Raw genomic sequence first — 26,956 nt, 5'->3', positions numbered from 1 at the left:
TATAGTCGTGAGGAGGACACGGGAAGTCAATTGGATGTGTTACCGCATTGTTACGATGGCGGTGTTACCGCTGTTACTGAAGCGATTGCGCAACGTGTGCGCTGTATTACGGCAGAGAAGATCAAAGGTGGGAGCTGGCTTGCCTGCGATGGCATCACCTCGGCGTGGCTGATACACCGTGTCGCTTGCATCGCAGGCAAGCCAGCTCCCACATTGACCGAGTCATTCTTGAGGGAGGCGTTCCAGGCCGACGAAGGGGCAGGCTGTAAGCAGGTCGCTCAAGCGTTGGCCGTCGGGCAGTTGCAGGTCGGCTGGCGCCAGTTCAGCCAGCGGGTACAGTACAAACGCACGCAAATGCATCTGGTAGTGCGGCACCTTGAGGCGCGGCTCATCAATCAGGCGATTGCCGAACAGCAGGATATCCAGGTCCAAGGTGCGCGGGCCCCAGCGTTCCAGGCGTTCGCGGCCCTGATCGTTTTCGATGGCTTGCAGCGCATCGAGCAAGTCCAATGGCGCCAGGTGACTGTCCAGCGCCGCAACGGCGTTGGTATAGCGCGGCTGGCCTGGAAGCAATGAGTCGCTTTGGTAGAACGCGGACACACCGGCGAGGTGGGTGCCAGGCAGTTGCGCCAGCGCCTCGATCGCGCTGCGCAATTGTTGTTGCGGGGCAGCCAGGTTGCTGCCCATGCCGATGTAGATACGTTCCACGTTTATTCGCCCGCAGCGCCCGAGGCATCGGCACTGCTGCGTTTACGCTTGGTGCCGCTGCGGCGACGCTTTTTCGGCCCTTCGCCGGCGCTATCACCTTTGCTGCCCAGTTCACGAATCATTTCGCGGCGCTGGCTGTCATTGGCGTCCTGATAATCGGTCCACCATTCGCCCAGGCCATCGGTCTGCTCGCCCGCGCTTTCGCGTAGCAGCAGGAAGTCGTAGCCGGCACGGAAGCGCGGGTTGTCCAGCAACAGATCGGCGCGCTTGCCGCTGCGGCGTGGCAGGCGCTCCTGCATGTCCCAGATTTCGCGGATCGGCATGGTGAAACGTTTAGGGATGGCGATGCGTTGGCACTGTTCGGCGATCAGCTCGTGAGCCGCTTCCTGCATGGCCGGGATCGGCGGCATGCCACGGTCCTGCAGGCGCAGTACGCGTTTGGGCAGGGCCGGCCACAACAAGGCGGCAAACAGGAACGCCGGGGTCACCGGCTTGTTCTGCTTGATGCGCAGGTCGGTGTTGATCAAGGCTTCGCTGATCAAGGTGTGGGTGTACGTCGGGTTGTACTCCAAGGCCTCGGCGCTGGCCGGGAACAGGGGGTCGAATAACTGCAGGTCCACCAGCATTTCGAAGGTGTCGGCGGCGTAACCCGAAAGGAACAGCTTGAGCACTTCTTCAAACAGGCGTGCCGAGGGGATTTCCCGTAGCATCGGCGCCAGTTCGCGAATCGGCGCGGCGGTGTGTTTTTCGATGCCGAAGTTGAGCTTGGCGGCGAATCGCACGGCACGCAGCATGCGCACCGGGTCTTCCTGGTAGCGCTGCGTCGGGTCGCCGATCAGGCGGATCAGGTTGTTGCGAATGTCGTGTACGCCGTTGGCGTAATCGAGGATGCGCTCGCTGACCGGGTCGTAATACAAGGCGTTGATGGTGAAGTCGCGACGTTGCGCGTCCTCTTCCAGTGTGCCATAGACGTTATCGCGCAGGATGCGCCCGCTCTCGTTGCGGGAAGACTGGTTAGTGTCCTCCTCTTCATCGTTTTGCGGGTGACCGGCGCGGAAGGTCGCGACCTCGATGATTTCGCGACCAAAGTGGATATGCACCAACTTGAAGCGCCGACCGATGATTCGTGCATTACGAAACTCGGCGCGCACTTGTTCAGGCGTGGCACTGGTGGCGACGTCGAAATCCTTGGGCGTGATGTTGAGCAACATGTCGCGTACGCAGCCACCCACCAGGTAGGCCTGGTAGCCGGCGTTCTGCAAACGTTCGACGATGTTCACTGCATAACGGCTGAATTGAGCGCGCTGCAGCGAATGCTGGCTGCTATTGAGCACTTCAGGCGTGCTGCGTTTGTGTTGCGTTCGACGCAAGGGAGAACGGAATGACTGGAACAACTTCTTCAGCATGGGATGCACTGTTTGAAGGAATGTTCGGCCATAACGAAGAATGACCGCATGATGGGCGGGGATTCTAGCATTTAGTCAGGGGATGGTGTAGGAACAAGCTAAAGGCATTGCGCCATAAGCGTTTGCAGGTCAAATCCCGGAAACTACAAGGGGAGCCGAAGCTCCCCCAGAAGTAGTTGCGTGCTCTATTTTTATTATTGATGTCGGGCTTCTTGTTTTTGTTGATCGCCCTCGCCACGAAGCTTCACCTTCATGACACTCCCAATCGGGAGTCAAGAGCAAACGGATTGCTTTGGTCGCTGTGTTGCTGATCTACGATCCAACCAGTTCAGGCTCTGCCTTAGGGCAGTTTTTGTTGTTCTCGGCCTGGTTGCGGGGCAAGCCCCAAATGCAACGCCTCTCCAAAAGAATCAGTTAGCTGCGCCTCCGCCGTGTTGTTTTTGTTATGCGTGAGTCGATTCGTCTTATTTTTATTGTCTTGTACAAAGCTTGTTATTGTTTTTGTACTAAGCATATAGCAGGGTGCGTGCCAACTTTTGCGCAGGCCAGCAAAACCGGGGGGTTGGGCTGGTTTCGCCAGATTGAGGGCCAAAAAAAAGCCGGGGCTTCGTTACCGTAAGCCCCGGCTTTTGTTACGTGAAAAGTCAGCGGTAACAGTTTTTTCACATCAACAGGTGTTACCTGTGGGGCTGCACCCTCAGCTTTCGCTGGCCACCCCGGTCTTGCGCCGTGGAATGCCCAGGCGCTGACGCCGCTCCCACAGGCATTTGCGACTCACGCCCAGCTTGCGTGCCAACTCGGTCTCGGTCATATGGTCCTGATGCTCGAGCACGAAGTGCTGGAAGTAGTCTTCCAGTGACAAATCTTCCGTCGGTTCATGGCTGGTATTGCTACCGCCGCCCTGCTGCGGGGCCAGGCCGATGAAGTCGTCGTCATCCAGGTCGCTGAGCTCAATGTCAATGCCCAGCAACTCGGCGGAGATCTCCGGGCTCTCCGACAGAATCACGGCCCGCTCGACCGCGTTCTCCAGCTCACGCACGTTCCCTGGCCACGAGTAGTGACGGATCGCCTGCTCGGCGTCTGCGGCAAACTTCAGGTCGGTGCGGTCAATGCGCGCGCCTTGACGCAACAGGAATGCGTTGGCGATCTCGTTGACGTCGGCGCCACGCTCGCGCAGGGCCGGCAATTTAAGCGCGATGACATGCAGGCGGTAATACAAGTCCTCACGGAACTGGCCGATCTTGGCCAGGCTCTTCAGGTCCCGGTGTGTCGCCGCGATCAATCGAACGTCGACCTTCTGCGATTGCACCGAGCCGACACGGCGAATTTCGCCTTCCTGCAGCACGCGCAGCAAACGCGCCTGGGCTTCCAGGGGCAACTCGCCAATTTCATCAAGGAACAAGGTGCCGCCGTCCGCAGCTTCCACCAGGCCCGCACGCCCGGCGCTGGCGCCGGTGAACGCACCTTTCTCGTGGCCGAACAGCTCGGACTCGATCAGGGATTCGGGGATCGCCGCGCAGTTCACCGAGATCATCGGCGCCTTGGCACGCTTGGACAGGTTGTGCAGGGCGCGGGCCACCAGTTCTTTACCGGTGCCCGATTCGCCCTGGATCAATACATTGGAGTCGGTCGGCGCCACCTTGCGGATCTTGCTGTACAAGTCCTGCATCGGAGGGCAGGAGCCAATGATGCCGATCTCGCCGTTGCTGTTGTCGACACCCGGTTTTTCGCCGCCGCTGGCCTTGCCGGTAGGGCGTTGCTCGGCAGGCGCGCTGCTGGCCGATACACGGTCACGCAGGATGCGGGCCACGGCCTGGAGCATTTCATCGTGATCGAAAGGCTTGGCGATGTAGTCCACCGCGCCCATCTTCATCGAGTCCACCGCCGAGCGCAGGCTGGCGTAGCTGGTCATGATCAGCACCGGGGTGCCCTGGCCCAGCTTGATCAGCTCGGTGCCCGGGGCGCCGGGCAGGCGCAGGTCGCTGACAATCAGGTCGAACGTGGGAATGCTGAATCGCTCTTGGGCTTCCTGCACCGAGCCGGCTTCGCTGACCTGGTACTGATTACGTTCAAGCAGGCGACGCAAGGCAGAGCGGATAATGGTTTCGTCTTCGACGATCAAAATGTGCGGCATTGATTCAATTCTCTCGACGGTCTCAGTTCACAGCGGACGTCGCTTCGACATGACGCGGCAAGGTCACCCGGATACGGGTGCCGCGTTGGCTTTGTGTGTCAGCCGGGCTGTCGATGGTGATTTGTCCATAATGCTCTTCAACGATGGAATAGACCAGTGCAAGGCCCAGACCGGTACCTTCACCCGGGTCCTTGGTGGTGAAGAAGGGTTCGAACAATCGGTCCATGATGTTCTGTGGAATGCCGCTGCCTTCGTCTTCCACGATCAGGTCGACCGTGTGCTCGAAAGCCTCGCTCTTGACGCGTACAGCACTGCCGGCCGGCGACGCGTCGCGGGCGTTGGACAGCAGGTTGATCAGCACCTGGGCCAGGCGTTGTGAGTCGCCATCGACCCAATGGTCCGGATCGCACAGGTTAAAGAACTGTACTTCGAAATTGCGCCGGTTCAAGGCCAACAGCCCAATGGCATCCTGCGCCACTTCGGCCAGGCATACCGCTTCGTCCTGATTCTGATGGGCGCCGGAGTGGGCAAAGCTCATCAGCGACTGGACGATGCGTGAAACCCGCTTGGTCTGTTCAAGGATTTGCCCGCTGATTTCGGTGATCTCCCCATCTTCTTCGCGCTCTTCGCGCAGGTTTTGCGCCAGGCAGGCGATACCGGTGATCGGGTTGCCGATTTCATGGGCCACGCCTGCCGCCAGGCGCCCAATGCTGGCCAGGCGTTCGGAGTGCACCAGCTTGTCTTCGAGCATCTGTGTATCGGTCAAATCTTCTACCAGCAGCACCAGGCCACTGTTACCCGGCGCCAGAGGTTCGTCGATGGCCGCTTTGTGCAAGTTGAGCCAGCGGGTCTGGCCGTCGAGGGCCAAGTGCTGTTTGTGCAAGTGCTCGTCCGGCAGGTTGATGAAACCCTGCAGCAGCTCTTTCCATGGATCGCCCAGGGTATTAAGGCGCGAACCCACCACTCGCTGGGCGGCGATGCCGGTGAGTTCCTCCATGGCCTTGTTCCACATCAGGATTTCCTGGTCCTTGGCCAGGGAACACACGCCCATCGGCAGTTCCTGCAGGGTCTGGCGGTGGTAACGGCGCAGGGCGTCGAGTTCGGCGGCCAGGCCTGTGAGGCGTGAGTGGTAATCCTCCAGCCGGCTTTCGATGAAGTGGATGTCTTCGGTGACGTAGTTTTCGCCACCGGCCTTGTAGGGCAAGAAGGTTTCCACCATGTCCTGGGACACGCTAGGGCCCATCAACCCGGACAGGTTGGCTTCGATGCGGTCACGCAGGCGGCGCAGGGCATAAGGGCGGCGCTCGTCAAATGGCAGGTAGAGGTCGCGCAGCGCCTGTTCGACTTCCTTTTGTGCGGCCTTGGCGCCCAGGGGCTTGGCCAGTTGCGTGGCGAACTCCTGGGGCGAGGCCGCATGCAGTTCGCGGCGTTGCGGGCGGCGCACGTTGTCCACCGCGCAGGCTTCGGCGGCGCTGGTTTCCTCGGCGCTGGCGTTGGTGAACAGCGAGATCAGGGTAAACATCAGTACGTTGGCGGCCAGCGAGGCGATGGCAGCCATGTGCCAACTGGTGTCGTCCAGCACGTAAATCATGTTCAGCAACGGGATATAGAAGCCCTGCAAGTTGCCGACCAGCGGTAGCAGCATGGTCACGGTCCACACCAGGATCCCGGCCAGCAGCCCTGCAATAAAGCCACGGCGATTGGCGGTCGGCCAGTACAGCACCGACAACACGCCCGGCAGGAACTGCAAGGTGGCGACAAACGCGACGATGCCGAGGTTGGCCAGGTCTTGCCCGGCGCCCAGAAGCAGATAAAACGCGTAGCCGGCCATGATGATCGCGACGATCAGCGCGCGTCGGGTCCATTTCAACCAACGGTAGATATTGCCCTCAGCCGGCGGCTGGTACAGCGGCAGTACCAAGTGGTTGAGCGCCATGCCCGAGAGTGCCAGGGTGGTGACGATGATCAACCCGCTGGCGGCCGACAACCCGCCGACATACGCCAGTAGCGCCAGGGCCGGGCTGTTGGCGGCAATACCGATGCCCAGGGTGAAATACTCAGGGTTGGTGGTGGCCCCCAGTTTCAGGCCGGCCCACAGGATCAGCGGCACCGCCAGGCTCATCAGCAACAGGAACAGGGGCAAGCCCCAGCTGGCGCTGACCAGCGAGCGCGGGTTGAGGTTCTCGGTGAAGGTCATGTGGTACATGTGCGGCATCACGATCGCCGAGGCAAAGAACACCAGCAGCAGCGTACGCCATGGGCCTTCCTGCAAGGGGGTATGCAAGGCGGCGAGGGCGGTCTGGTTTTGCAGTAGCCACAGCTCCAGCTGTTGGGGGCCGTCGAACACGCCGTAGAGCGCATAAAGGCCGACGCCGCCGATGGCGATCAGCTTGATGACCGACTCAAAGGCAATCGCAAACACCAGGCCCTGGTGTTTCTCGCGGGTGGCGATATGGCGAGAACCAAAGAAGATGGTGAACAAGGTGATCAGCGCGCAGAACGCCAAGGCAACCCGATGTTGCACAGGCTCACGGGTCAGGATGCTGATGGAGTCGGCCACCGCCTGGATCTGCAGGGCCAGCAACGGCAGCACGCCGATCAGCATGAAGATCGTGGTTAGCGCACCGGCCCAGGTGCTGCGAAAGCGAAAGGCAAACAGGTCTGCCAGGGAGGACAGCTGGTAAGTCCGGGTGATTTTCAGGATCGGATACAGCAGCACCGGCGCCAGCAGGAACGCGCCGGACACCCCCAGGTAACTGGAGAGAAAGCCGTAGCCGTACTGATAGGCCAGCCCCACCGTGCCGTAGAACGCCCACGCACTGGCGTACACGCCCAAGGACAAGGTGTAGGTCAACGGATGGCGAATGATCGCCCGCGGAATCATTCCGCGCTCACTGATCCAGGCCACGCCGAATAACGCAGCCAGGTAGGCGGCGCTGATCAGCAGCATCTGGGTGAGACTAAAGCTCATCGGCATCTTTTTGGCTCTGCAGGATGAAGGTCACGACGATCAGGATCAGCCATAGCAGATAAGGGCGATACCAGGCGCCCGTGGCGTCGATCCACCAATCCATGATGGCGGGGGAGAACAGGTAGATCCCGACGACCAGCAGCAGGACCAAACGATAGATGTACATGTTGGCCTCTGATTAAAAATCTGCCGCGATGTTAACGGATGATGAACAACCTGCAAGCGCCTTCAACTCAATTGCGCTTCGGCCAGGGTCAGTGTGCGCGGGATGCGGGTGGCGTCCCAGTGCGCAATGCCCCAATCCAGCAGTTCTCGTGGGCTGGCGTGCAGCAGCTGCGCGTCGGGCTGTTGGCCAAGTGCACGCAGCGCTCTGAGCAGCAAAGGCGTGGCCTGGTCGGCTGTCAACGGTGCAGAGCGGTAGGACTTGCCCAGCTTGTTGCCGTCCGGCTGCACGATCAGCGGCACGTGCAAGTAACGGGGTTGGCGCAGGCCGAGCAGCTCTTGCAAGTAAAGTTGGCGCGGTGTGGAGTCGAGCAGGTCGGCGCCGCGCACGATATCGGTTACACCTTGCCAGGCGTCGTCGAGCACCACCGCCAGTTGATAGGCGTAGAGGCCATCACGGCGACGGATGATGAAATCGCCGGCATCGCGGCCCAGATGCTGCCGGAACTCGCCCTGCACACGGTCGGTAAAGTGGTATTCCAGCTCGGGCACGCGCAGGCGGATGGCGGCATCCTGCTGTTCGTGGCCGGCATTGCGGCACAAGCCTGGGTAAATCCCGTTGTAGGGCTCCAATTGCTTGCGCGAGCAGGTGCAGGCGTAGGCCAGGCCGTGGTTGAACATATCGTTCAGCACTTTGGCGTAGGCATCATGCCGCTCGCTCTGGCGAACCAGTTCGCCATCCCATTCAAAGCCGTAGCTTTCCAGTGCATGCAGGATCGCCGCCTGGGCGCCGGGCTCTTCACGGGGAGGGTCAAGGTCTTCCATGCGCATCAACCAACGGCCATGGTGGGCGCGTGCATCGAGGTAGGAGGCGAGGGCGGCAACCAGGGAACCGAAGTGCAAATGGCCGCTGGGTGTGGGGGCGAAGCGCCCAATATAGGTAGAGGCTGTCATGGGCCGGATACTACTGCATAACCGGTAAACGCCAGAAACAAAAATGGAGCGTTCGCACGCTCCATTCGTTCAGTTCGGCAAAGTTACTTGCCGACCTGTTTTTCCTTGATTTCAGCCAAGGTCTTGCAGTCTACGCACAGGTCCGCGGTTGGGCGGGCTTCCAGGCGGCGAATACCGATTTCGACGCCACAGGATTCGCACCAGCCGTATTCTTCGTCTTTGATCAGTTGCAGGGTCTTGTCGATCTTCTTGATCAACTTGCGCTCGCGATCGCGGGCGCGCAGTTCGAGGGCGAACTCTTCTTCCTGGCTGGCACGATCGGCCGGGTCAGGGAAGTTGGCCGCTTCATCCTTCATATGGTCAACCGTACGGTCGACTTCCTGCATCAAGTCCTGTTTCCACTTGTTGAGGATCTTGGTGAAGTGCTCGCGCATGGGCTCGCCCATGTACTCCTCGCCCTTTTTTTCGACATAGGGTTCGAAGCCGCCGAGGCCTTGAGTCTGCTGTTGCTTTGCTTGGGTGGACATGAATAGACCGCCTCTCACTCTTCTAATCCATTGCGCAGGATTGCAACGTCACCGACACCTGCCGGCCCTGCGGCTGCAAGCGGGCGAACTTACCAGATACATTCAGGGTGCGCTACTCCCGGTTGTCGAGGTCCAGGGCAAAGGGGTTGCAAACCGCAGCAGCCCGCCATGACTGGGTATGTATCGCCTCGACTATTGATTTTAGCTGTTTTACGAGCGCGCGCAGGGTGCACTTGCAGCCCCAATCAGGCAATAGAGCATGTTTTACCGTGAGGGTTCGGTAGAATCCAGATTTTGTCCTCACCGTCTAAGGAAGGCTAATGGCTCAGCCCTACAGTGCGCGCAGTCGCGCCATCGAACCTTTTCATGTCATGGCGTTACTGGCGCGTGCCAATGAGCTGCAGGCCGCCGGCCACGACGTGATCCACTTGGAAATCGGCGAGCCGGACTTCACCACCGCCGAACCGATCATCCAGGCCGGCCAAGCGGCGTTGGCAAACGGTAAGACGCGCTACACCGCCGCCCGCGGCTTGCCCGAGTTGCGCGAAGCCATCAGTGGTTTCTACCAGCAACGCTACGGTTTGAGCATCGACCCGCAGCGCATTCTGATCACTCCCGGTGGCTCCGGCGCGTTATTGCTGGCCAGCAGTTTGCTGGTGGATCCGGGTAAGCATTGGCTGCTGGCGGACCCAGGCTACCCCTGCAACCGACACTTCCTACGTCTTGTGGAAGGCGCGGCGCAGTTGGTGCCGGTCGGCCCAGACGTACGCTACCAGTTGACCGCTGATCTGGTGGCCAGGCATTGGGACCAAGACAGTGTCGGCGCGCTGGTGGCATCGCCCGCCAACCCCACCGGCACGATCCTCACCCGGGACGAGTTGGCTGGGCTGTCGGGCGCCATCAAGGCGCGCAACGGTCACCTGGTGGTCGACGAGATTTATCACGGCCTCACCTACGGCACCGACGCCGCCAGCGTGCTGGAAGTCGATGATGACGCCTTTGTCCTGAATAGTTTTTCGAAGTATTTCGGCATGACCGGCTGGCGCCTCGGTTGGCTGGTGGCGCCCCCTGAAGCGGTGGGTGAGCTGGAGAAGTTGGCGCAGAACCTCTACATCAGTGCGCCAAGCATGGCCCAGCATGCCGCTTTGGCCTGTTTCACCCCGCAAACCCTGGAGATTCTGGAGCAGCGCCGTGCCGAATTTGGTCGCCGCCGTGACTTCCTGCTGCCGGCCCTGCGTGAGCTGGGGTTCGGTATCGCCGTGGAGCCCGAAGGTGCCTTTTATCTGTATGCCGATATCAGCGCGTTCGGCGGCGATGCCTTCGCATTTTGCCGTCATTTCCTCGAAACCGAACATGTGGCCTTTACGCCCGGGTTGGATTTCGGTCGCTACCAGGCGGGGCACCATGTGCGTTTTGCCTACACGCAGAACCTCGATCGGCTGCAAGAGGCGGTGGAGCGCATTGCCCGTGGTTTGCGGAGCTGGCAAGGCTGATGCGTTTTAATCCTCCTCTTGAAGAAGGGCGGCTCATCCGCCGCTACAAGCGCTTTCTCACCGATATCGAAACCGTTACCGGCGAGTTGCTCACCATTCACTGCCCTAACACCGGTTCGATGCTCAACTGCATGGTCGAAGGTGGCCAGGTCTGGTTCAGCCGTTCTACGGATCCCAAGCGCAAGCTGCCGGGCACGTGGGAAATTGCCGAAACGCCCCAGGGCCGGCTGGCGTGCGTCAACACCGCGCGCGCCAATCAGTTGGTTGAAGAAGCCTTGCTGGCCGGTGTGATCACTGAGCTCAACGGCTTTACCGCGTTGAAGCGTGAGGTGCCTTATGGCCAGGAGAAAAGCCGCATCGACTTTCGCCTGGATTACCCCCAGGGCGCTGCGTTTGTCGAGGTCAAAAGCGTCACCCTGGGCTTTGATGGAAGCTCGGTGGCGGCTTTCCCCGATGCGGTGACGCAGCGTGGGGCCAAGCACTTGCGTGAGCTGGCTCATCTGGCTCGCGACGGTATACGGGCGGTGCAGTTGTATTGCGTGAACCTGTCGGGGATCGACGCGGTGCGCCCGGCTGTGGAAATCGACGCGGGTTATGCGGCCGCGCTACGTGAGGCCAAGGCTGCAGGTGTGGAGGTGCTGGCCTACGGTGTACGGGTCACGCCGCAGGAAATTTACGTCGAGCGTCGGCTGAAGGTGCTGGTGGGCGATTAGAGATCGACCCACAATCCCTGTTCGTCTTCACGGCCGGGCAGGGCAGTGAGGTATTGGCCTGCGCAGGGCCCGGCGATGCACTCGCCGCTTTCAATCAGGAACAATGCGCCATGGGTGGCGCATTGGATCAGGCTGGCGCTGTCGTCGAGGAAGCGATCAGGTTGCCATTCCAGCGGGATGCCGCGATGGGGGCAGCGGTTGAGATAGAAGTACGCAATGCCGTCCCGCCGCACCGCCAACAGCCTGTGGCCATCGATATCAAAACCGCGGCTGCTGTTGGCGGCGAGGTCGCCTGAGGCGCAGAGAAACTTCATTTCAATCCTTAAGTGCCTTGACGTGCAAATGCAAACAATTATCAAATGCCTGCTTCGCCCGTCAGCTGACTGGGTGCTCAATACGATGCCTGGCAGGGTTTATCTGTCACATCAATGAGTGCTTGAGTGGCCCTGCCCTAGGAAGGAAACCCTGTTATGCGCCTGAGTACCAGCGCTATTGCGCTTGTTGCCTCACTGCTGATCAACTCTGGGGCGCACGCCTCTGAACTGCCGCAACGCTGGGTCAGCGCTGGCGGGGCGCTGTCGGAATGGGTGGTGGCCATGGGCGGTGAAGCGAAGTTGGTCGGAGTGGATACCACCACTCAGCATCCCGCCTCGCTCAAGGCCTTGCCGAGCATTGGTTACCAGCGACAGTTGTCGGCCGAAGGCATTCTCAGCCTGCGCCCGCAACTCCTTGTGGGCACTGAGGAAATGGGGCCACCGCCGGTGCTGGCACAGATTCGCAGTGCAGGGGTGCAAGTGGAGATGTTCTCGGCCCAGCCGGATTTGCCTACGCTCAAAGGCAACCTTGAACACTTGGGGAAGCTGCTCGGCAGTGAGGCCCAGGCTAATGCCTTGTTTGCCGGGTATGAGCAGGCGCTGGCACAGCAAAAAAGCCGGGTGACCAAGGCCCAGGCCACGCAAAAAGCTCCAGGCGTGCTATTGCTGCTCGGCCATGCCGGTGGCAAGCCGCTGATCGCGGGCAAGGACACCGCCGCTGATTGGATGTTGCAGCAGGCTGGGGGGCGTAATCTTGCCACGCATGTGGGCTACAAGCCGTTTTCCGTCGAATCGCTGGCGGGGTTGAGCCCTGAGGTGCTGGTATTTGCCGATCGCGCGCTGACCGGGGACGCGGCGCGCGCAGCCTTGTTCAAGGAAAATCCGATCCTTGCCTCTACGCCGGCAGCCAAGAGCGGCCGCGTCTTTGAGCTGGATCCGACTTTGCTGGTAGGTGGCCTGGGGCCGCGATTGCCGCAAAGCCTGGAGAAACTGTCTGCCGGTTTTTATCCGTCCCAGCCTAAGCCTGCTCCATGACCACTCTGGTTAAGCCAAAAACGCTGTTTATCGGGCTGTCGCTGCTGTGTGTATTGGCGATCTGGCTTTCATTGGCACTGGGGCCGGTCAGCCTGCCGTTGGTGGACACCCTCAGGGCTGCGTTAAGGCTGATGGGCGTACCGCTTGAGGCCCAGGGGTTGGAGCAGGCCGAGTTGATCCTGGGGCAGATTCGCCTGCCGCGAACCCTGTTGGGGCTGGCGGTCGGCGGTGTGCTGGCGTTGTCGGGTGTGGCGATGCAGGGGTTGTTCCGCAACCCGCTGGCCGACCCTGGCTTGGTCGGTGTGTCCAGCGGCGCAGCGCTGGGGGCGGCGGTGGCGATTGTCGGTGGCTCGCTATTTGGCGGGCTGCCGGATGCTTTCGGGCCGTACCTGTTGTCGCTGTGCGCCTTCCTCGGTGGCCTGGGCGTCACGGCATTGGTCTATCGGCTGGGGCGTCGCAATGGCCAGACCAATGTCGCGACGATGTTGCTTGCCGGTATCGCGCTGACGGCCCTGGCCAGTTCCACCGTTGGCCTGTTTACCTATCTGGCAGACGATGCCACCTTGCGCACCCTGACGTTCTGGAACCTGGGCAGCCTCAATGGCGCGAGTTATTCACGGTTGTGGCCCTTACTGCTGGTGAGTGCGGGTGTGGCGCTATGGTTGCCGCGCCGGGCCAAGGCGCTGAACGCGCTGCTGTTGGGGGAGTCCGAGGCCAACCACCTGGGTATTGATGTGGAGGGGCTCAAGCGCGAGTTGGTGTTCTGTACAGCCCTAGGTGTTGGCGCCGCAGTGGCGGCGGCGGGCATGATTGGTTTTGTCGGTTTGGTGGTACCACATCTGGTGCGGCTGTTGGCGGGGCCGGATCATCGAGTGTTGTTACCGGCCTCGGTGTTGGCGGGTGCGAGCCTGCTGCTGTTTGCGGACCTGGTGGCGCGCCTGGCGTTAGCGCCGGCGGAACTGCCAATCGGTATTGTCACTGCGTTTATCGGTGCACCGTTTTTCCTCTATTTATTGTTACGAGGGCGCGCCTGATGTTGCGGGTAGAAGCGTTGCAGATCCGGCGCGGTGGTAAGACCGTGCTCGCCGATGTCACCTTGGACCTATTGCCGGGCGAAGTGCTGGGCGTGCTGGGTCCCAACGGTGCCGGCAAAAGTACCTTGCTTGGGGCGCTGTGCGGGGAGTTGCAGCCGGATCAGGGCAAGGTCTGGCTCGATCAGCAGGCGCTCAAGCATATGACCGGCGCGCAACGTGCCCAGCGCCTGGCGGTGCTGCCACAATCCTCCACCCTGGACTTTGCCTTTCGTGTCGAAGAGGTGGTGGGCATGGGGCGCTTGCCTCATCAGACCGGGCGAGTGCGCGACGACGAAATCATCAACGCGGCGCTGCAGGCTGCTGATGTAGGCCACCTGAGTGGGCGCAGTTACCTGGCCTTGTCGGGCGGCGAGCGGCAGCGTGTGCACCTGGCACGGGTACTGGCGCAGTTATGGCCGGGTGAGGCAGGGCAGACGTTGTTGCTGGATGAACCCACGTCGATGCTCGACCCTCTGCACCAACACACCACCTTGCAAGCTATCCGACATTTTGCCGACAGAGGCGCTGCGGTGCTGGTCATCCTGCATGACTTGAACCTGGCGGCGCGTTACTGCGACCGGATCCTGTTGCTGGAAAACGGCCGCCCCCACGCGCTGGATACGCCCTCTAAAGTCCTGCAACCTGTGCCGCTCAAGGCTGTATTCGGTCTGGATGTATTGGTACAGCCGCATCCGGAGCGTGGGCATCCGTTGATCATTGCGCGCTGAGGCCGGTTAATTCGCGGGCAAAAAAAGACCCGGCAAGAGCCGGGTCAAATAACCGTGATTAGCCTGATGAGGAGATAATCTGAGAGTCCGAACCAATGGTCTTTCAGTTATCGGCTGATCTCGCGACCAGTTGTGATAATCATAACGATTCTCATTTGAGAGTCAACATTTGTTTTTCTGCTTCATCCATTTTTCTCAAACGCTTGTTTGTAATGCCCATAAACACTGGGTTTGAGTGTCACTCTAGTTCTTCTGATGCACTGAGATCGCTTCCAACTGACGGTTCAAGGCCTCCTTGCGCTCCGTGGGTATGTCGTTCCAGTGCACATCCATCAATGCCCCTTCAATGGCATACAGCAGAACCTTCGAGGCTCGAAACCCGCGCGTGCGCACGGCTCGGTAAGCATCGACCGCCCCCAGCCGGCGCAGGTCGGACGCGCTGTGGATGCCCACCGCATGCAGCCACTGCGCTGACGTCTTGCCAAGGTTTTTCAGGTGTTGCAGCTCATCGTTCATCAAGCCTCCTTGCGTTGGCTGAATGGTGCGGTGGGTGTCGTGACCAGGCAGCCTGAAAATGAGTGTAGCGCTCAGTAGGAAAAGCGTGGTTCTTTGGTCAGATAGGGCTGAAAAGCTTATAAGGATGGCGCGACGGCGCTTACTCGCAGGCAGGCGCAAAGCGCCCGGCAGGCAGGGGGTGTCGCCGGAACTCGGTGTGTGGGGTTACTTGGTGCGGTAGCGCAGGCGAGTACCGAAATTGACCGACATGAGTATTTCGTCAGCCGTGAGTTCGGGCGGGAAATAAGTCCCCGATATCTGCGCATGGGCCAGGCTGGCGCCTTCCAGTGAGCAGCCACGCAAGTCCAGGCCGCGCAGATCGGCAGAGCGAAAATAGGCGTCGGTGAAGTCAATACCGGTGGCGTTCAGGTCGCGCAGGTCCAGCCCTCGAAAGTCGCCACCGCGCATGTCGAGGGTGCCATTTTCAGGGCGCTCCTGGTTGAAGCCGCGGATGTCGTCTTTGTGCAGGAGGGCGTAGAGCGGGGTATCAAGAAGCTTGGGCTGACTCATGATCGCGACTCTGGTTGGCGTTATGGAGCCATTATAGTGCCACTATTGCTAGGTCGCGCGCCGAAGACGACGACGCGACCAAGAAATATTTCTTACAGGCCCGGCAGATGCTGACGGATATGCCCGACCAAAGCGTCGAGCGTCCCGCTTTCATTGGTCTCCACACGCTTGCTGAGCAGCAGCTCCTCGGCAGTCAGCGGATCACGACTGGCTTGTTGTTCTTCGATAACGGCCAGTGTGGCGTCAGACGGATCGTTTTTATCCGCCTGACGTTGTGCCAGCCAACTGGTGATAACGGCTTGCGGGGCGTTGCAGTCGAGGATCAGGAACGGCGCCCCGGTGGCTTCGGCAACCTGGGCGGCGGCGTCACGCTGCGCGCGTTTCAAGAACGTGGCATCCAGCACCACCGGGTAGCCGGCACGCAGCACGGTGTCGGCAATCTCGTTCAGGCGTGCGTAGGTGGCAGCACTGGCGTCCTGATTGTAGATGCCGGCCTGCAGGGTGTTCTCTACCTGTTGTTCGCCAAACAGGCGCTTGCGCTCTACATCCGAACGCAGGCGTACCGCGCCCAGGGCTTCGACCAGGCGCATGGCCACGTGGCTCTTGCCCACGGCTGAAACGCCATGGGTGATTGCCAGGAAGCGCGAGGGGATGGTGCTGTAGCTTTCCGCCAGGTTGGCGTAGTTGCGGTACTGGCGCAGGGTGGTAGCGCGTTGCACCGGGTTGGCTTCGCTCGGCATGCTGAACAGCGCAACCTTGGCGCGTACCAATGCACGGTAGGCTTTATAGAAGTTCAGGAGCTCCAGGCCCTGGTAGTCGCCGGTCAATTCCAGGTACTGGCTTATGAAGCGCCGTGCCAGGCATTTCAAGCCGCGATCTTCCAGGTCCATGGCCAAAAAGGCGGTGTCGGCATACACGTCGGTAAAGCGGAAAGGCTCGTTGAACTCGATGCAGTCGAAGATCACCACGCGGCCATCGATCAGGGTGGCGTTGCCCAGGTGGATATCACCGTGACATTCACGGGTATAGCCATCGAGCTTGCGCTGCGCAAGCAGAGGCTTGAGGCGTTCGAAGCTGCTTTCAGCCCAGGCTTGCAGAGCCTCCAGCTGAGTCAGGTCGGCCTTGTCGCTGAGGAATGGGCGGATTTGGTCGAAGTTCTGGCGTACCGGAGCCATCACTTCCTGCGGCGTGCCGGCGGGGTGATCTTGCGGGACTTTGGGGGCGCTGAGGTGGAACTGCGCAATCTGCTTGGCCATCTCATCGATGTGCGCGCTGGTCAGTTCGCCGTTGGTTTGCAGGGTACTGAGCATCTGGCTTTGCGGGAACTGGCGCATTTTCAGCGCGTACTCGATGGCCGGGCCGTCACCACCCAGTTGCGGCGCCTCGGCAGTGCCGGTAATCGGCAACACTTCAAGATACAAATCTTCGGTCAGGCGCTGGTTGAGGCGCAGTTCCTCGCGGCAGAAATGCCCACGGTCGTCCAGGTGGGTGAAGTCCAGGAAGCCGAAGTTCATCGGTTTCTTCAGCTTATAAGCGTAGGGCCCCGTCAGTATCACCCAGGAAATATGGGTCTCGATGACTTGAAACGCTTCAACCGGATGAGGGTACAAGGCCGGGTTTTGCAGGGCAGCGATCAGGGTCTGGCTCACGGGCGATCCTTCAAAGTCTGGGGAAAATCATGGGGAACATTATGGCTGCTGAGGCCAGTCGTGCAAACCGCTGTCCGGCTCATGTTGATCATCAATAAAGTGCGTATAATCCGCCGCCATGACTCGAACCCGATCTCCCCGTTCCCGTAAAAAACCTCCTTCCCGTGGCCCGCGCCCTTGGCTGGGCTGGGTGATCAAGCTTGGCCTGGTGGGCCTTGTGGCCGTCGCCGGCCTTGCGGTGTACCTCGATGCCGTGGTGCAGGAAAAATTCTCCGGCAAGCGCTGGACGATTCCGGCCAAGGTGTATGCACGCCCGCTGGAGCTGTTCTCTGGCCAGAAGCTGAGCAAGGAAGACTTCCTTACCGAGCTCGATGCGTTGGGCTACCGCCGCGAACCCGTGAGCAATGGCCCTGGCGCTGCGGCGGTCAGCGGTAATACCGTCGACCTGAACACCCGTGGCTTCCAGTTCTACGAGGGCCTGGAAAAAGCCCAGCCGGTGCGCGTGCGTTTCTCTGGCGACTATGTGGCTGAGCTGTCGTCGCTCAATGGCTCCAAGCTGCCGGTGGTGCGTCTTGAACCGTTGCTGATCGGCGGTATTTACCCGAAGAACCTTGAAGATCGCATCCTGATCAAGCTCGATCAGGTGCCGCCATATCTGCTGGAAACCCTGGTCGCTGTCGAAGACCGCGATTTCTATAGCCACTGGGGTGTGTCGCCGAAGTCGATTGCCCGCGCTATCTGGGTCAACACTTCCGGCGGCAAGATGACCCAGGGCGGCAGTACGCTGACGCAGCAACTGGTCAAGAACTTCTACCTGACCAACGAGCGCAGCCTGACCCGTAAGCTCACCGAAGCCATGATGGCGATGTTGCTGGAGCTGCATTACAGCAAGCAGGAAATCCTCGAGGCCTACCTCAACGAGGTATTCGTCGGTCAGGATGGCCAGCGCGCCGTGCACGGTTTCGGCCTGGCCAGCCAGTTCTTCTTCGGGCAGCCGTTGTCCGAGTTGAAATTGCATCAGGTCGCGTTGCTGGTGGGGATGGTCAAGGGGCCGTCCTATTACAACCCGCGCCGCAACCCGGAGCGTGCGCTTGAACGTCGCAACCTGGTGCTCGATGTACTGGAGCAGCAGGGTGTCGCCACTGCTGAGCAAGTGGCCGCTGCGAAAAAAATGCCACTGGGTGTGACAACCCGCGGCAAGCTGGCGGATAGCTCATTCCCTGGCTTTATCGACCTGGTCAAGCGCCAACTGCGCGAAGACTACCGCGACGAAGACTTGACCGAAGAGGGGCTGCGGATCTTCACCAGCTTCGACCCCATCCTGCAGATGAAGGCCGAAGCGTCGGTCAACGACACCTTCAAGCGCCTGACTGGCCGTAAAGGCTCGGATGAAGTCGAAGCCGCCATGGTCGTGACCAACCCGGAAACCGGCGAGGTCCAGGCCATGATTGGCAGCCGCCAGGCCAGTTTCGCCGGTTTCAACCGCGCACTGGATGCCGTGCGGCCGATTGGCTCGCTGGTCAAGCCCGCGGTCTATCTCACGGCACTGGAAAAACCCAGCAAGTACACGCTGACCAGTTGGCTGTCCGATGACCCGCTGTCGGTCAAAGGTGCGAATGGCCAGGTATGGACGCCCAAGAACTTCGACCGCCGTTCCCATGGCACGGTGTTCCTGTATCAAGGGTTGGCGCATTCCTACAACATCTCGACCTCGCGCCTGGGGCTTGAAGTCGGTGTGCCGAATGTCCTGAAGACCCTGGCGCGACTGGGGATCGAACGTGAGTTTCCGGCGTTTCCGTCCATGCTCCTGGGCGCTGCGGCCATGACGCCGATGGAAGTGACCACCATGTACCAGACCCTGGCCAATGGTGGCTTCAATACGCCGATGCGCGGTATTCGCAGTGTGCTGACCGCCGATGGCGAACCGCTCAAGCGCTACCCGTTCCAGATTCAGCAGCGCTTCGACGCGGGCTCCATCTACCTGATCCAGAACGCCATGCAGCGCGTAATGCGCGAGGGGACGGGGCGTTCGGTCTACAGCGTGCTGCCGTCGAACCTGACCCTGGCGGGCAAGACCGGTACCAGCAACGACTCCCGCGACAGCTGGTTCGCAGGTTTCGGCCAGGATGTACTGGCCGTGGTATGGCTGGGGCGCGACGACAATGGCAAGACGCCGTTCACCGGTGCGACCGGCGCGTTGCAGGTATGGACCAGTTTCATGCGCAAGGCTGACCCGTTGCCGCTCAACATGCCGCAGCCGGACAATATCGTGCAGGCCTGGATTGATCCGCACACCGGCCAAGGCTCCGATGCCAACTGTCCGGGGGCGGTGCAGATGCCGTATATTCGCGGCAGCGAACCACCACCCGGGCCTGCGTGCGGTGGCAGTGCCCCTGCTGACGCGGATTCGGTGATGGATTGGGTCAAGGGCTGGATGAATTAAGCAAAGAGGGTTTCAAGTGAACAAGTTGTGGATTCCAGCAATTACGGCTCTGGCTTTGCTCGGCGGTTGCTCCAGCGTGCAGCGCGGCTCTATCCCTGTGGTGGACTCAAGCACGTCCGTCTCCAATAACGACCGCATTTCGGCCAATGGCGGCTTCCGTCAGACCGTGGTCAAACGGCCTGCCCAAGCTGCAACCCAGGCAATTCCCCAGGACTCCGGCGTCGTGGTGATGGTGCCCGGCAGTGGGACTGCAACCTCGGCGCCTATCAGTGCCGAGCCATGGACCCCAGGCCCGAGCACTTCCGGGCCGGTGAACTCCACGCCGATTCAAACCGCGCCGGTCAACCAGGGCACCTACAACATGCCTTCGACGCCGAGCGGTATTCCGTCATCGTCCAATGCGGGCGGGTTGTCGGCTGACGAGCAACTCGATGGCCCGGTGCTGGCGTTGCTCACCACCGCTCAGCAGCAGCAGGCGGGTGGCGATTTGAATGGCGCCTCGTCGAGCCTTGAACGTGCCCAGCGCGTGGCGCCGCGTGAGCCACAAGTGCTCTATCGCCTGGCCCAGGTGCGCATGGCCCAGGGCGATGCGCCCCAGGCGGAGCAATTCGCTCGCCGTGGTCTGAGCCTGGCCAATGGGCGTCCAGACCTGCAAGCCAGCCTGTGGGCCTTGATCGGTGATGCACGTGCCGCCCAGGGGGATGCTGCGGGTGCTGCCCAGGCGCGGCAAAAAGCCAAGGTCAGCCTCTGATGGATGCGCGTTTTCCCGCGATTGCCGAGCAGTTATTGCTGATCGAGCGCGAACTGCGCGTTCAGGGCTGGTGGGATGAAGTCTCCCCCAGTGCTGAAGCGCTCAGCAGTGTCGAGCCCTTTTCCGTTGATACCCTGGACTTCCACCAGTGGCTGCAATGGATCTTCCTCGCGCGTATGAAGCAGATCCTGGAACAGGACCTGCCCTTGCCGAATGCGTCGGGGATCCTGGAAATGGCCGAAATGGTCTACGCCGATCGGCCGCTGGAGAGCCTCGGCTTGCGTAACGCGCTGAAAAAGTTCGATCAATTGATCGTCGACGCTCGTTAATTGCCTGACTGCCGGTTTTTCCGGCAGTCTTGCGCACATTTCTACCGCTTGACGACATTCAGGCGAGTTTTATCCCTCCTCAAAGCCCTTTCTTCTACGTTCTCATGCGCTTAGTTGGAAAAAAGCGCAATTATTGCTTGACTTGAAGGGCGTGAAACAGAAGAATCCAAAGTCCGCTGTATCGGGACTGCCAGAAGCAGGCCCGCTCAGCAGATCATGAGGCGCACATCCGCGCCGACCTGTAACACCCGCAACGCGTTACCTCGCGCTGGGTGGGAAAAGCCCGCAACACTTGGGACGATCCCAATACTTGCTCAGTCAGTGCTGACGTAGTCGGCGACCACCGTCGCTCATGCTCTGTTGAGAAGTAAACCTATTAAGACCCGTCGGTTTTAACGGACGGTATTCTGGCGTTTTAGAGGTGAACAACGTGGAGCTTTTATCTGGCGGTGAGATGCTCGTCCGCTTTTTGCGTGACGAAGGCGTCGACTATATCTACGGGTACCCAGGTGGTGCTCTGCTGCATGTCTACGACGCACTGTTCAAGGAACCGGCTGTTACCCACATCCTGGTTCGCCACGAACAGGCCGCGACTCATATGGCTGACGGTTACGCCCGTGCCACCGGTAAAGCCGGCGTGGTACTGGTAACGTCCGGCCCAGGCGCAACCAATGCCATTACCGGCATCGCGACTGCCTATATGGACTCCATTCCGATGGTGATCATCTCTGGCCAGGTGCCTAGCACCATGGTCGGCACCGATGCATTCCAGGAAACCGACATGATCGGTATTTCCCGGCCGATCGTGAAACACAGCTTCATGATCAAGCATCCCTCGGAAATCCCGGATGTCATGAAAAAGGCGTTCTACCTCGCCCAGTCCGGTCGCCCGGGCCCGGTAGTGGTCGATATCCCGAAAGACATGACCAACCCGGCCGAGAAGTTCGAATACGTCTTCCCGAAAAAAGCCAAGCTGCGTTCCTACAGCCCAGCCGTGCGTGGGCACTCGGGGCAAATCCGCAAGGCAGCAGAAATGCTCCTGGCGGCCAAGCGTCCTGTGCTCTACTCCGGCGGTGGCGTGATTCTGGGTGGCGGTTCCGGTCCGTTGACCGAACTGGCCAAGTTGCTCAACCTGCCGGTGACCAACACCCTGATGGGCCTCGGCGCATTCCCGGGTACGGACCGCCAGTTCGTCGGTATGCTCGGCATGCACGGCAGCTACACTGCCAACCTGACCATGCACCACGCTGACGTGATCCTGGCGGTGGGCGCGCGGTTCGATGACCGTGTGATCAACGGCGCGAGCAAGTTCTGCCCGAATGCCAAGATCATCCACATCGACATCGACCCGGCGTCCATTTCCAAGACCATCAAGGCCGATGTGCCGATTGTTGGGCCGGTGGAAAGCGTGTTGACCGAGATGGTTGCCGCGCTCAAGGACATCGGCGAAACGCCGAACAAGGAATCCGTTGCCAGCTGGTGGAAGCAGATCGACGAATGGCGCGGTGATCGCGGCCTGTTCCCTTACGACAAGGGCGACGGCAGCATCATCAAGCCGCAAACCGTGATCGAAACCCTGTGCGAAGTGACCAAGGGCGACGCCTTTGTGACCTCCGACGTAGGCCAGCACCAGATGTTCGCGGCGCAGTACTACAAGTTCGACAAGCCTAACCGCTGGATCAACTCCGGTGGCCTGGGCACGATGGGCTTTGGTTTTCCTGCGGCAATGGGTGTGAAGCTGAGCTTCCCGGATGCCGACGTTGCCTGTGTGACGGGCGAAGGCAGCATCCAGATGAACATCCAGGAACTGTCGACGTGCCTGCAGTACGGCCTTCCGGTGAAGATCGTCTGCTTGAACAACGGCGTACTGGGCATGGTTCGTCAGTGGCAGGACATGAGCTACGGTAGCCGTCACTCCCATTCCTACATGGAATCGTTGCCAGACTTCGTCAAATTGGTTGAGGCCTATGGCCACGTCGGCATTCGCATCAACGATCTGAAAGATCTGAAGCCGAAAATGGAAGAGGCGTTCGCCATGAAGGACCGCCTGGTGTTCATCGATATTCAGGTGGATACCAGCGAGCACGTCTACCCGATGCAGATCAAAGACGGCTCTATGCGCGACATGTGGCTGAACAAGACGGAGCGTACTTAATCATGCGGCATATTATCTCCCTGCTTCTGGAGAACGAACCCGGCGCTCTGTCTCGTGTTGTCGGCCTGTTTTCGCAACGCAACTACAACATCGAAAGCCTGACCGTGGCCCCGACCGAAGACCCGACCCTGTCGCGCCTGACGTTGACCACCGTAGGCCACGATGAGGTGATCGAGCAGATCACCAAGAACCTCAACAAGCTGATCGAAGTGGTCAAGCTGGTCGACTTGTCGGAAAGCGCTCACATCGAGCGCGAGCTGATGCTTGTTAAAGTCAAGGCGACTGGGGCGCAGCGTGCCGAGATCAAGCGCACTACCGATATTTATCGCGGGCAGATCGTCGATGTGAGCGCCAGCGTTTATACCGTTCAACTGACCGGTACCAGCGACAAACTGGACAGCTTCATCCAGTCGATCGGGACGGCCTCGATTCTGGAAACCGTACGCAGTGGTGTCACCGGGATTGCCCGTGGCGACAAAGTACTCAGCATCTAACCCAATTAGCGAATGGCCTTACGGCCTGGATATATAGAGGAACCTCATGAAAGTTTATTACGATAAAGATTGTGACCTGTCGATCATCCAGGGCAAGAAAGTCGCCATCATCGGCTACGGTTCCCAGGGCCACGCCCAAGCGTGCAACCTGAAAGATTCCGGCGTGGACGTGACTGTTGGCCTGCGTAAAGGCTCGGCCACTGTCGCCAAGGCTGAAGCCCATGGCCTGAAAGTGACTGACGTTGCTTCTGCTGTCGCGGCTGCCGACCTGGTCATGATTCTGACCCCGGACGAGTTTCAGTCCTCGCTGTACAAAAACGAAATCGAACCGAACATCAAGAAGGGCGCCACCCTGGCCTTCTCCCACGGCTTCGCGATTCACTACAACCAGGTTGTGCCACGCGCTGACCTCGACGTGATCATGATCGCGCCGAAAGCACCGGGTCACACCGTGCGTTCCGAATTCGTCAAAGGCGGCGGTATCCCTGACCTGATCGCGATCTACCAGGACGCTTCGGGCAACGCCAAGAACGTTGCACTGTCCTACGCTGCTGGCGTGGGTGGCGGTCGTACCGGCATCATCGAAACCACCTTCAAGGACGAGACCGAAACCGACCTGTTCGGTGAGCAAGCCGTTCTGTGCGGCGGTACCGTTGAGCTGGTAAAAGCTGGTTTCGAAACCCTGGTTGAAGCTGGCTACGCGCCGGAAATGGCCTACTTCGAATGCCTGCATGAACTGAAGCTGATCGTTGACCTCATGTACGAAGGCGGTATCGCCAACATGAACTACTCGATCTCCAACAACGCCGAATACGGCGAGTACGTGACCGGCCCTGAAGTGATCAACGCCGAGTCCCGCCAGGCCATGCGCAACGCCCTGAAACGTATTCAGGACGGCGAATACGCCAAAATGTTCATCAGCGAAGGCGCTACCGGCTACCCTTCGATGACCGCCAAGCGTCGTAACAACGCTGCTCACGGTATCGAAGTCATCGGCGAGCAACTGCGCTCCATGATGCCGTGGATCGGTGCCAACAAGATCGTCGACAAAGCCAAGAACTAAGTCGTACGCATCAAGGGAAAACGCGGCTTAGGCCGCGTTTTTTCGTTTGAGGGGTGGGTTCTGGTATAAAGCTGCATCGTTTGCGGGCGAACACTCGCCGCAAGTATCTGTCGAATTTTTTCACACCGTTGCAAGGTAAAGTCCATGAGCGAACGTCCCGAAGAGCCACATCAGGCTTCCGACGCCGAAAGCATGCTGCCGATCGATGAACATGTCGAAGAAGGGCATGACGCCGAAGGCCGCAAAGTCCGGCATCGTGGCATCTATCTGCTGCCCAACCTGTTCACCACGGCGAACCTGTTTGCCGGCTTCTACTCCATCATCAACTCCATGAGTGCCCAGAGTGCGCTGGCGGCGGGTGATGCGGCGAGTGCCAGCAAATACTTCGGTTTTGCCGCTATCGCAATCTTCGTCGCCATGGTGCTCGACGGCCTGGATGGGCGTGTCGCGCGCATGACCAATACCCAAAGTGCCTTCGGCGCCGAGTATGACTCGTTGTCGGACATGGTTGCCTTTGGTGTCGCCCCCGCACTGCTGGCGTTTGCCTGGGCGCTGGGTGACATGGGCAAGGTCGGCTGGATGGTTGCCTTCATCTATGTCGCGGGTGCCGCTTTGCGCCTGGCGCGCTTCAACACCCAGGTGGGGACTGCCGACAAGCGCTACTTCATCGGCCTTGCCAGCCCGGCAGCGGCGGGTGTTGTCGCGGGGATTGTCTGGGCGTTCAGTGACTACGGGATTCAGGGGTCGAAGATGTCGTTCCTGGTTGCCCTGATGGTGGCGGCGGCCGGCATGCTGATGGTCAGCAACATCAAGTACAACAGCTTTAAGGAATTTGACCTCAAGGGCCGCGTGCCTTTCGTGGCCATCCTTGTCGTGGTGCTGGTGTTCGCGGTCGTGTTCAGTGATCCGCCGCGTATCCTGCTGCTGGCGTTCCTGGCCTACGCTGCTTCTGGCCCGATTCAGTACTTGTTGCGACTGCGTCGGGACAAAACATTGCCTTAATGTAATTTCCCCCATACTCCGCAGTCTATTGGTGCATCAGTTCTCCAACGCTGCGGAGTTACCATGTTAATCAAATTACCCAAAGCGTCCGATTGTCACGAATCGGATGTCACGCCTGAATCCTTCTATCTCTCTCGCCGCAGCCTGCTCGCCGGTGCGCTTGCCGGTATTGCCGCCAGCAGCTTGCCGCGTTGGGCCAGTGCGAGCGATGCTTCGCGGTATGCCGACGTCGAGCCGGGCAGGGCGCCTGACTGGTTTACGGAAAAACTTCCGAATACGAAGTGGCAGGCGGTGATGGTCCAAGATGAGGCCATCACGCCATTCAAGGATGCAACTCACTACAACAACTTTTATGAGTTCGGCACAGGCAAGGGCGACCCGGCAACGAATGCGGGCTCACTCAAGACGCAGCCCTGGAGTGTGGTGATTGATGGTGAAGTCGCAAAACCTGGGCGCTATGCCTTGGAGGACTTCATGAAACCCTATGAGCTGGAAGAGCGCATCTACCGCCTGCGTTGCGTCGAGGCATGGTCCATGGTGATTCCGTGGATAGGCTTTCCCATCTCGGCGTTGCTCAAGCAGGTCGAGCCAACCTCCAAAGCCAAGTACATCCGTTTTGAAACCCTTCAGGATCCCAAGAGCATGCCTGGGCAACGCTCAAGTTTCGGCTTGATCGATTGGCCTTATGTGGAAGGGCTGCGCCTGGATGAGGCGATGAATCCGTTGGCGATCCTCGCTGTGGGCATGTATGGACGGGAGTTGCCTAACCAGAACGGCGCGCCGTTGCGCTTGGTGGTGCCGTGGAAGTATGGCTTCAAGAGTGTGAAGTCCATCGTGCGTATCAGTCTGGTCAGTGAGCAGCCGAAAACGACCTGGCAGAGTATTGCGGCTGATGAGTATGGGTTTTATGCGAATGTGAATCCTACGGTCGATCACCCGCGCTGGACCCAGGCGCGGGAGCGCCGTCTGCCGAGCGGCTTGTTTAGTCCGAATGTGCGCGAGACGCAGATGTTCAATGGCTATTCGGATGAGGTCGCTGCTTTATATGCAGGCCTCGATTTGCGGAAGAACTACTGATGCGCTATCCCATCTGGCGCATCGGAGTGTTTGTAGCCGCAGCAGTGTGGCCATTGCTCTGGTTGTATGAAGCGTGGAGTTCTGCGCTGGGGCCTGATCCAGGCAAGGTGCTCGTCGATCGCCTGGGTTTGGGGACGCTCATTCTATTGCTGATCACGCTTGCTATGACGCCGCTGCAGAAGTTGAGCGGTTGGGCGGGGTGGATAGCGGTGCGTCGACAGTTGGGGTTGTGGTGCTTTGCTTATGTTGTGCTGCACCTGGCGGCCTATTGCGTGTTTGTTCTGGGGCTGGATTGGTCGCAGCTCGGCGTAGAGCTGAGCAGACGGCCCTACATCATTGTGGGTGCGCTGGGGTTTGTTGCTCTTCTTATGTTGGCCGTCACGTCGAACCGCTATAGCCAGCGTCGGTTGGGGAGTCGCTGGAAGAAGCTGCATCGTCTGGTCTATGTGATTCTTGGGCTCGGTTTGCTGCACATGCTATGGATAGTGCGGGCGGATCTGAAGGAGTGGGCTATCTACGCTTCTGTAGGTGCGCTACTTCTGTTGATGCGGGTGCCGCCGGTAATGCGTCGAATCCCTCGCCTTATTGCTAAAAAAGCGCCTTCTGCAACAAAAGCGTAATTAAGCCTTGACGGCAGATTCTGGAAGCCTATAATTCGCCCCACTTCCGGCGCAGTCGAAACGGAAAACTCCTTGGTAAACAATGAGTTG

Annotated in this window: 25 protein-coding genes; 14 read left to right on the top strand and 11 right to left on the bottom strand. The window is 59.8% G+C overall.

Annotation, left to right across the window (positions count from 1 at the left end; all coding sequences use genetic code 11):
• Window positions 1–222: 222 nt before the first annotated feature.
• The 7 genes from folK to dksA form a co-directional block, all read right to left on the bottom strand.
• Window positions 223–708: a 2-amino-4-hydroxy-6-hydroxymethyldihydropteridine diphosphokinase gene (gene folK / locus ODQ19_RS22040; RefSeq protein WP_330211209.1), complete on the bottom strand. Its 486-nt coding sequence runs from the start codon at window positions 706–708 to the stop codon at window positions 223–225.
• 2 nt (window positions 709–710) lie between these two features.
• Window positions 711–2,114, bottom strand: coding sequence for a polynucleotide adenylyltransferase PcnB (locus ODQ19_RS22035; protein WP_003194157.1), 1,404 nt, complete (start codon window positions 2,112–2,114; stop codon window positions 711–713).
• 697 nt (window positions 2,115–2,811) lie between these two features.
• Window positions 2,812–4,248 (bottom strand): sigma-54-dependent transcriptional regulator, encoded by a 1,437-nt coding sequence (locus ODQ19_RS22030; RefSeq protein WP_116668682.1) that lies wholly within the window; start codon window positions 4,246–4,248, stop codon window positions 2,812–2,814.
• A 22-nt stretch (window positions 4,249–4,270) separates the two neighbouring features.
• On the bottom strand, window positions 4,271–7,225 hold the full coding sequence (locus ODQ19_RS22025) for a sensor histidine kinase (protein WP_003194154.1): 2,955 nt from the start codon (window positions 7,223–7,225) through the stop codon (window positions 4,271–4,273).
• Window positions 7,209–7,385, bottom strand: coding sequence for a hypothetical protein (locus ODQ19_RS22020; protein WP_003176118.1), 177 nt, complete (start codon window positions 7,383–7,385; stop codon window positions 7,209–7,211). Before ODQ19_RS22020 ends, ODQ19_RS22025 begins: the two co-directional genes overlap by 17 nt.
• Before the next feature lie 62 nt (window positions 7,386–7,447).
• Entirely contained in the window at window positions 7,448–8,335 is an 888-nt protein-coding gene (gene gluQRS / locus ODQ19_RS22015) for a tRNA glutamyl-Q(34) synthetase GluQRS (protein WP_330211208.1), read from the bottom strand.
• An 83-nt stretch (window positions 8,336–8,418) separates the two neighbouring features.
• Window positions 8,419–8,862: an RNA polymerase-binding protein DksA gene (dksA, locus tag ODQ19_RS22010; RefSeq protein WP_003194150.1), complete on the bottom strand. Its 444-nt coding sequence runs from the start codon at window positions 8,860–8,862 to the stop codon at window positions 8,419–8,421.
• Window positions 8,863–9,182: 320 nt separating this feature from the next.
• On the opposite strand from dksA, the gene ODQ19_RS22005 reads away from it, so the two are divergent.
• Both ODQ19_RS22005 and sfsA read left to right on the top strand, forming a co-directional pair.
• Window positions 9,183–10,355 (top strand): pyridoxal phosphate-dependent aminotransferase, encoded by a 1,173-nt coding sequence (locus ODQ19_RS22005; protein WP_014719940.1) that lies wholly within the window; start codon window positions 9,183–9,185, stop codon window positions 10,353–10,355.
• Window positions 10,355–11,068: a DNA/RNA nuclease SfsA gene (gene sfsA, locus ODQ19_RS22000; protein ID WP_330211207.1), complete on the top strand. Its 714-nt coding sequence runs from the start codon at window positions 10,355–10,357 to the stop codon at window positions 11,066–11,068. The genes ODQ19_RS22005 and sfsA overlap by 1 nt, the downstream gene beginning before the upstream one ends.
• Here sfsA and ODQ19_RS21995 read toward each other — a convergent pair.
• Window positions 11,065–11,382 carry a Rieske (2Fe-2S) protein gene (locus ODQ19_RS21995; protein ID WP_330211206.1) on the bottom strand — a complete coding sequence of 106 codons (318 nt, stop codon included), beginning with the start codon at window positions 11,380–11,382 and terminating at the stop codon, window positions 11,065–11,067. The genes sfsA and ODQ19_RS21995 overlap by 4 nt on opposite strands.
• A gap of 156 nt (window positions 11,383–11,538) precedes the next feature.
• Between ODQ19_RS21995 and ODQ19_RS21990 the strand changes: the two genes are divergently transcribed.
• Genes ODQ19_RS21990 through ODQ19_RS21980 form a run of 3 tightly spaced genes read left to right on the top strand, consistent with a single transcriptional unit; the run spans window position 11,539 to window position 14,218 of the window.
• Window positions 11,539–12,417, top strand: a complete 879-nt coding sequence (locus tag ODQ19_RS21990) for a heme/hemin ABC transporter substrate-binding protein (protein ID WP_330211205.1) — start codon at window positions 11,539–11,541, stop codon at window positions 12,415–12,417.
• Window positions 12,414–13,451: a FecCD family ABC transporter permease gene (locus ODQ19_RS21985; RefSeq protein WP_330211204.1), complete on the top strand. Its 1,038-nt coding sequence runs from the start codon at window positions 12,414–12,416 to the stop codon at window positions 13,449–13,451. Before ODQ19_RS21990 ends, ODQ19_RS21985 begins: the two co-directional genes overlap by 4 nt.
• Entirely contained in the window at window positions 13,451–14,218 is a 768-nt protein-coding gene (locus ODQ19_RS21980) for a heme ABC transporter ATP-binding protein (protein WP_330211203.1), read from the top strand. The genes ODQ19_RS21985 and ODQ19_RS21980 overlap by 1 nt, the downstream gene beginning before the upstream one ends.
• Window positions 14,219–14,461: 243 nt before the next feature.
• Here the strand turns inward: ODQ19_RS21980 and ODQ19_RS21975 are convergent, their stop codons facing one another.
• From ODQ19_RS21975 to ODQ19_RS21965, 3 genes are all read right to left on the bottom strand, one after another.
• Entirely contained in the window at window positions 14,462–14,734 is a 273-nt protein-coding gene (locus ODQ19_RS21975) for a TfoX/Sxy family protein (protein ID WP_003194139.1), read from the bottom strand.
• A 204-nt stretch (window positions 14,735–14,938) separates the two neighbouring features.
• Window positions 14,939–15,283 carry a pentapeptide repeat-containing protein gene (locus ODQ19_RS21970; protein ID WP_330211202.1) on the bottom strand — a complete coding sequence of 115 codons (345 nt, stop codon included), beginning with the start codon at window positions 15,281–15,283 and terminating at the stop codon, window positions 14,939–14,941.
• Between the two features lie 92 nt (window positions 15,284–15,375).
• Window positions 15,376–16,932 carry a bifunctional aminoglycoside phosphotransferase/ATP-binding protein gene (locus tag ODQ19_RS21965; protein ID WP_330211201.1) on the bottom strand — a complete coding sequence of 519 codons (1,557 nt, stop codon included), beginning with the start codon at window positions 16,930–16,932 and terminating at the stop codon, window positions 15,376–15,378.
• A 118-nt stretch (window positions 16,933–17,050) separates the two neighbouring features.
• On the opposite strand from ODQ19_RS21965, the gene mrcB reads away from it, so the two are divergent.
• The 9 genes from mrcB (at window position 17,051) to msrQ (ending at window position 26,866) form a co-directional block, all read left to right on the top strand.
• Window positions 17,051–19,375, top strand: a complete 2,325-nt coding sequence (gene mrcB, locus ODQ19_RS21960) for a penicillin-binding protein 1B (protein ID WP_116668691.1) — start codon at window positions 17,051–17,053, stop codon at window positions 19,373–19,375.
• A 16-nt stretch (window positions 19,376–19,391) separates the two neighbouring features.
• Complete coding sequence (locus ODQ19_RS21955; protein ID WP_330211200.1) at window positions 19,392–20,126, top strand: tetratricopeptide repeat protein; 735 nt, start codon at window positions 19,392–19,394, stop codon at window positions 20,124–20,126.
• A complete protein-coding gene (locus tag ODQ19_RS21950) occupies window positions 20,126–20,455 on the top strand; it encodes a YqcC family protein (RefSeq protein WP_330211199.1) in 330 nt (109 codons plus the stop codon). Before ODQ19_RS21955 ends, ODQ19_RS21950 begins: the two co-directional genes overlap by 1 nt.
• Before the next feature lie 430 nt (window positions 20,456–20,885).
• A complete protein-coding gene (locus tag ODQ19_RS21945) occupies window positions 20,886–22,610 on the top strand; it encodes an acetolactate synthase 3 large subunit (protein WP_330211198.1) in 1,725 nt (574 codons plus the stop codon).
• Window positions 22,611–22,612: 2 nt separating this feature from the next.
• The gene (ilvN, locus tag ODQ19_RS21940; RefSeq protein ID WP_003176102.1) at window positions 22,613–23,104 is read left to right on the top strand and encodes an acetolactate synthase small subunit; all 492 of its coding nucleotides are present in this window, start codon (window positions 22,613–22,615) and stop codon (window positions 23,102–23,104) included.
• Between the two features lie 46 nt (window positions 23,105–23,150).
• Window positions 23,151–24,167, top strand: a complete 1,017-nt coding sequence (gene ilvC / locus ODQ19_RS21935) for a ketol-acid reductoisomerase (RefSeq protein WP_003194132.1) — start codon at window positions 23,151–23,153, stop codon at window positions 24,165–24,167.
• Window positions 24,168–24,311: 144 nt separating this feature from the next.
• Window positions 24,312–25,169: a CDP-diacylglycerol--serine O-phosphatidyltransferase gene (pssA, locus tag ODQ19_RS21930; protein WP_003194131.1), complete on the top strand. Its 858-nt coding sequence runs from the start codon at window positions 24,312–24,314 to the stop codon at window positions 25,167–25,169.
• A gap of 63 nt (window positions 25,170–25,232) precedes the next feature.
• Window positions 25,233–26,246, top strand: coding sequence for a protein-methionine-sulfoxide reductase catalytic subunit MsrP (gene msrP / locus ODQ19_RS21925; protein WP_330211197.1), 1,014 nt, complete (start codon window positions 25,233–25,235; stop codon window positions 26,244–26,246).
• Complete coding sequence (gene msrQ, locus ODQ19_RS21920) at window positions 26,246–26,866, top strand: protein-methionine-sulfoxide reductase heme-binding subunit MsrQ (RefSeq protein WP_330211196.1); 621 nt, start codon at window positions 26,246–26,248, stop codon at window positions 26,864–26,866. The genes msrP and msrQ overlap by 1 nt, the downstream gene beginning before the upstream one ends.
• The last annotated feature ends 90 nt before the right edge of the window (window positions 26,867–26,956 follow it).

This window comes from Pseudomonas sp. AM4(2022) (assembly GCF_036346515.1).
Classification (GTDB): domain Bacteria; phylum Pseudomonadota; class Gammaproteobacteria; order Pseudomonadales; family Pseudomonadaceae; genus Aquipseudomonas; species Aquipseudomonas paracarnis.
The sequence above is the reverse complement of the archived record's forward strand: the minus strand, read 5'-3'. Positions and strand labels throughout refer to the sequence as shown.

Excerpts from the sequence above, each read along its gene's own strand:
- ODQ19_RS21970 (WP_330211202.1), bottom strand. The coding sequence starts at position 15,283 with ATGAGTCAGCCCAAGCTTCTTGATACCCCGCTCTACGCCCTCCTGCAC.
- ODQ19_RS21950 (WP_330211199.1), top strand. The coding sequence starts at position 20,126 with ATGGATGCGCGTTTTCCCGCGATTGCCGAGCAGTTATTGCTGATCGAG.
- ilvN (WP_003176102.1), top strand. The coding sequence starts at position 22,613 with ATGCGGCATATTATCTCCCTGCTTCTGGAGAACGAACCCGGCGCTCTG.
- gluQRS (WP_330211208.1), bottom strand. The coding sequence starts at position 8,335 with ATGACAGCCTCTACCTATATTGGGCGCTTCGCCCCCACACCCAGCGGC.
- mrcB (WP_116668691.1), top strand. The coding sequence starts at position 17,051 with ATGACTCGAACCCGATCTCCCCGTTCCCGTAAAAAACCTCCTTCCCGT.
- msrP (WP_330211197.1), top strand. The coding sequence starts at position 25,233 with ATGTTAATCAAATTACCCAAAGCGTCCGATTGTCACGAATCGGATGTC.
- ODQ19_RS22025 (WP_003194154.1), bottom strand. The coding sequence starts at position 7,225 with ATGCCGATGAGCTTTAGTCTCACCCAGATGCTGCTGATCAGCGCCGCC.
- ODQ19_RS22030 (WP_116668682.1), bottom strand. The coding sequence starts at position 4,248 with ATGCCGCACATTTTGATCGTCGAAGACGAAACCATTATCCGCTCTGCC.
- ODQ19_RS22005 (WP_014719940.1), top strand. The coding sequence starts at position 9,183 with ATGGCTCAGCCCTACAGTGCGCGCAGTCGCGCCATCGAACCTTTTCAT.
- ODQ19_RS21995 (WP_330211206.1), bottom strand. The coding sequence starts at position 11,382 with ATGAAGTTTCTCTGCGCCTCAGGCGACCTCGCCGCCAACAGCAGCCGC.
- ODQ19_RS21985 (WP_330211204.1), top strand. The coding sequence starts at position 12,414 with ATGACCACTCTGGTTAAGCCAAAAACGCTGTTTATCGGGCTGTCGCTG.
- msrQ (WP_330211196.1), top strand. The coding sequence starts at position 26,246 with ATGCGCTATCCCATCTGGCGCATCGGAGTGTTTGTAGCCGCAGCAGTG.
- ODQ19_RS22035 (WP_003194157.1), bottom strand. The coding sequence starts at position 2,114 with ATGCTGAAGAAGTTGTTCCAGTCATTCCGTTCTCCCTTGCGTCGAACG.
- ODQ19_RS21975 (WP_003194139.1), bottom strand. The coding sequence starts at position 14,734 with ATGAACGATGAGCTGCAACACCTGAAAAACCTTGGCAAGACGTCAGCG.
- sfsA (WP_330211207.1), top strand. The coding sequence starts at position 10,355 with ATGCGTTTTAATCCTCCTCTTGAAGAAGGGCGGCTCATCCGCCGCTAC.
- pssA (WP_003194131.1), top strand. The coding sequence starts at position 24,312 with ATGAGCGAACGTCCCGAAGAGCCACATCAGGCTTCCGACGCCGAAAGC.
- ODQ19_RS22020 (WP_003176118.1), bottom strand. The coding sequence starts at position 7,385 with ATGTACATCTATCGTTTGGTCCTGCTGCTGGTCGTCGGGATCTACCTG.
- ODQ19_RS21980 (WP_330211203.1), top strand. The coding sequence starts at position 13,451 with ATGTTGCGGGTAGAAGCGTTGCAGATCCGGCGCGGTGGTAAGACCGTG.
- ilvC (WP_003194132.1), top strand. The coding sequence starts at position 23,151 with ATGAAAGTTTATTACGATAAAGATTGTGACCTGTCGATCATCCAGGGC.
- ODQ19_RS21990 (WP_330211205.1), top strand. The coding sequence starts at position 11,539 with ATGCGCCTGAGTACCAGCGCTATTGCGCTTGTTGCCTCACTGCTGATC.
- dksA (WP_003194150.1), bottom strand. The coding sequence starts at position 8,862 with ATGTCCACCCAAGCAAAGCAACAGCAGACTCAAGGCCTCGGCGGCTTC.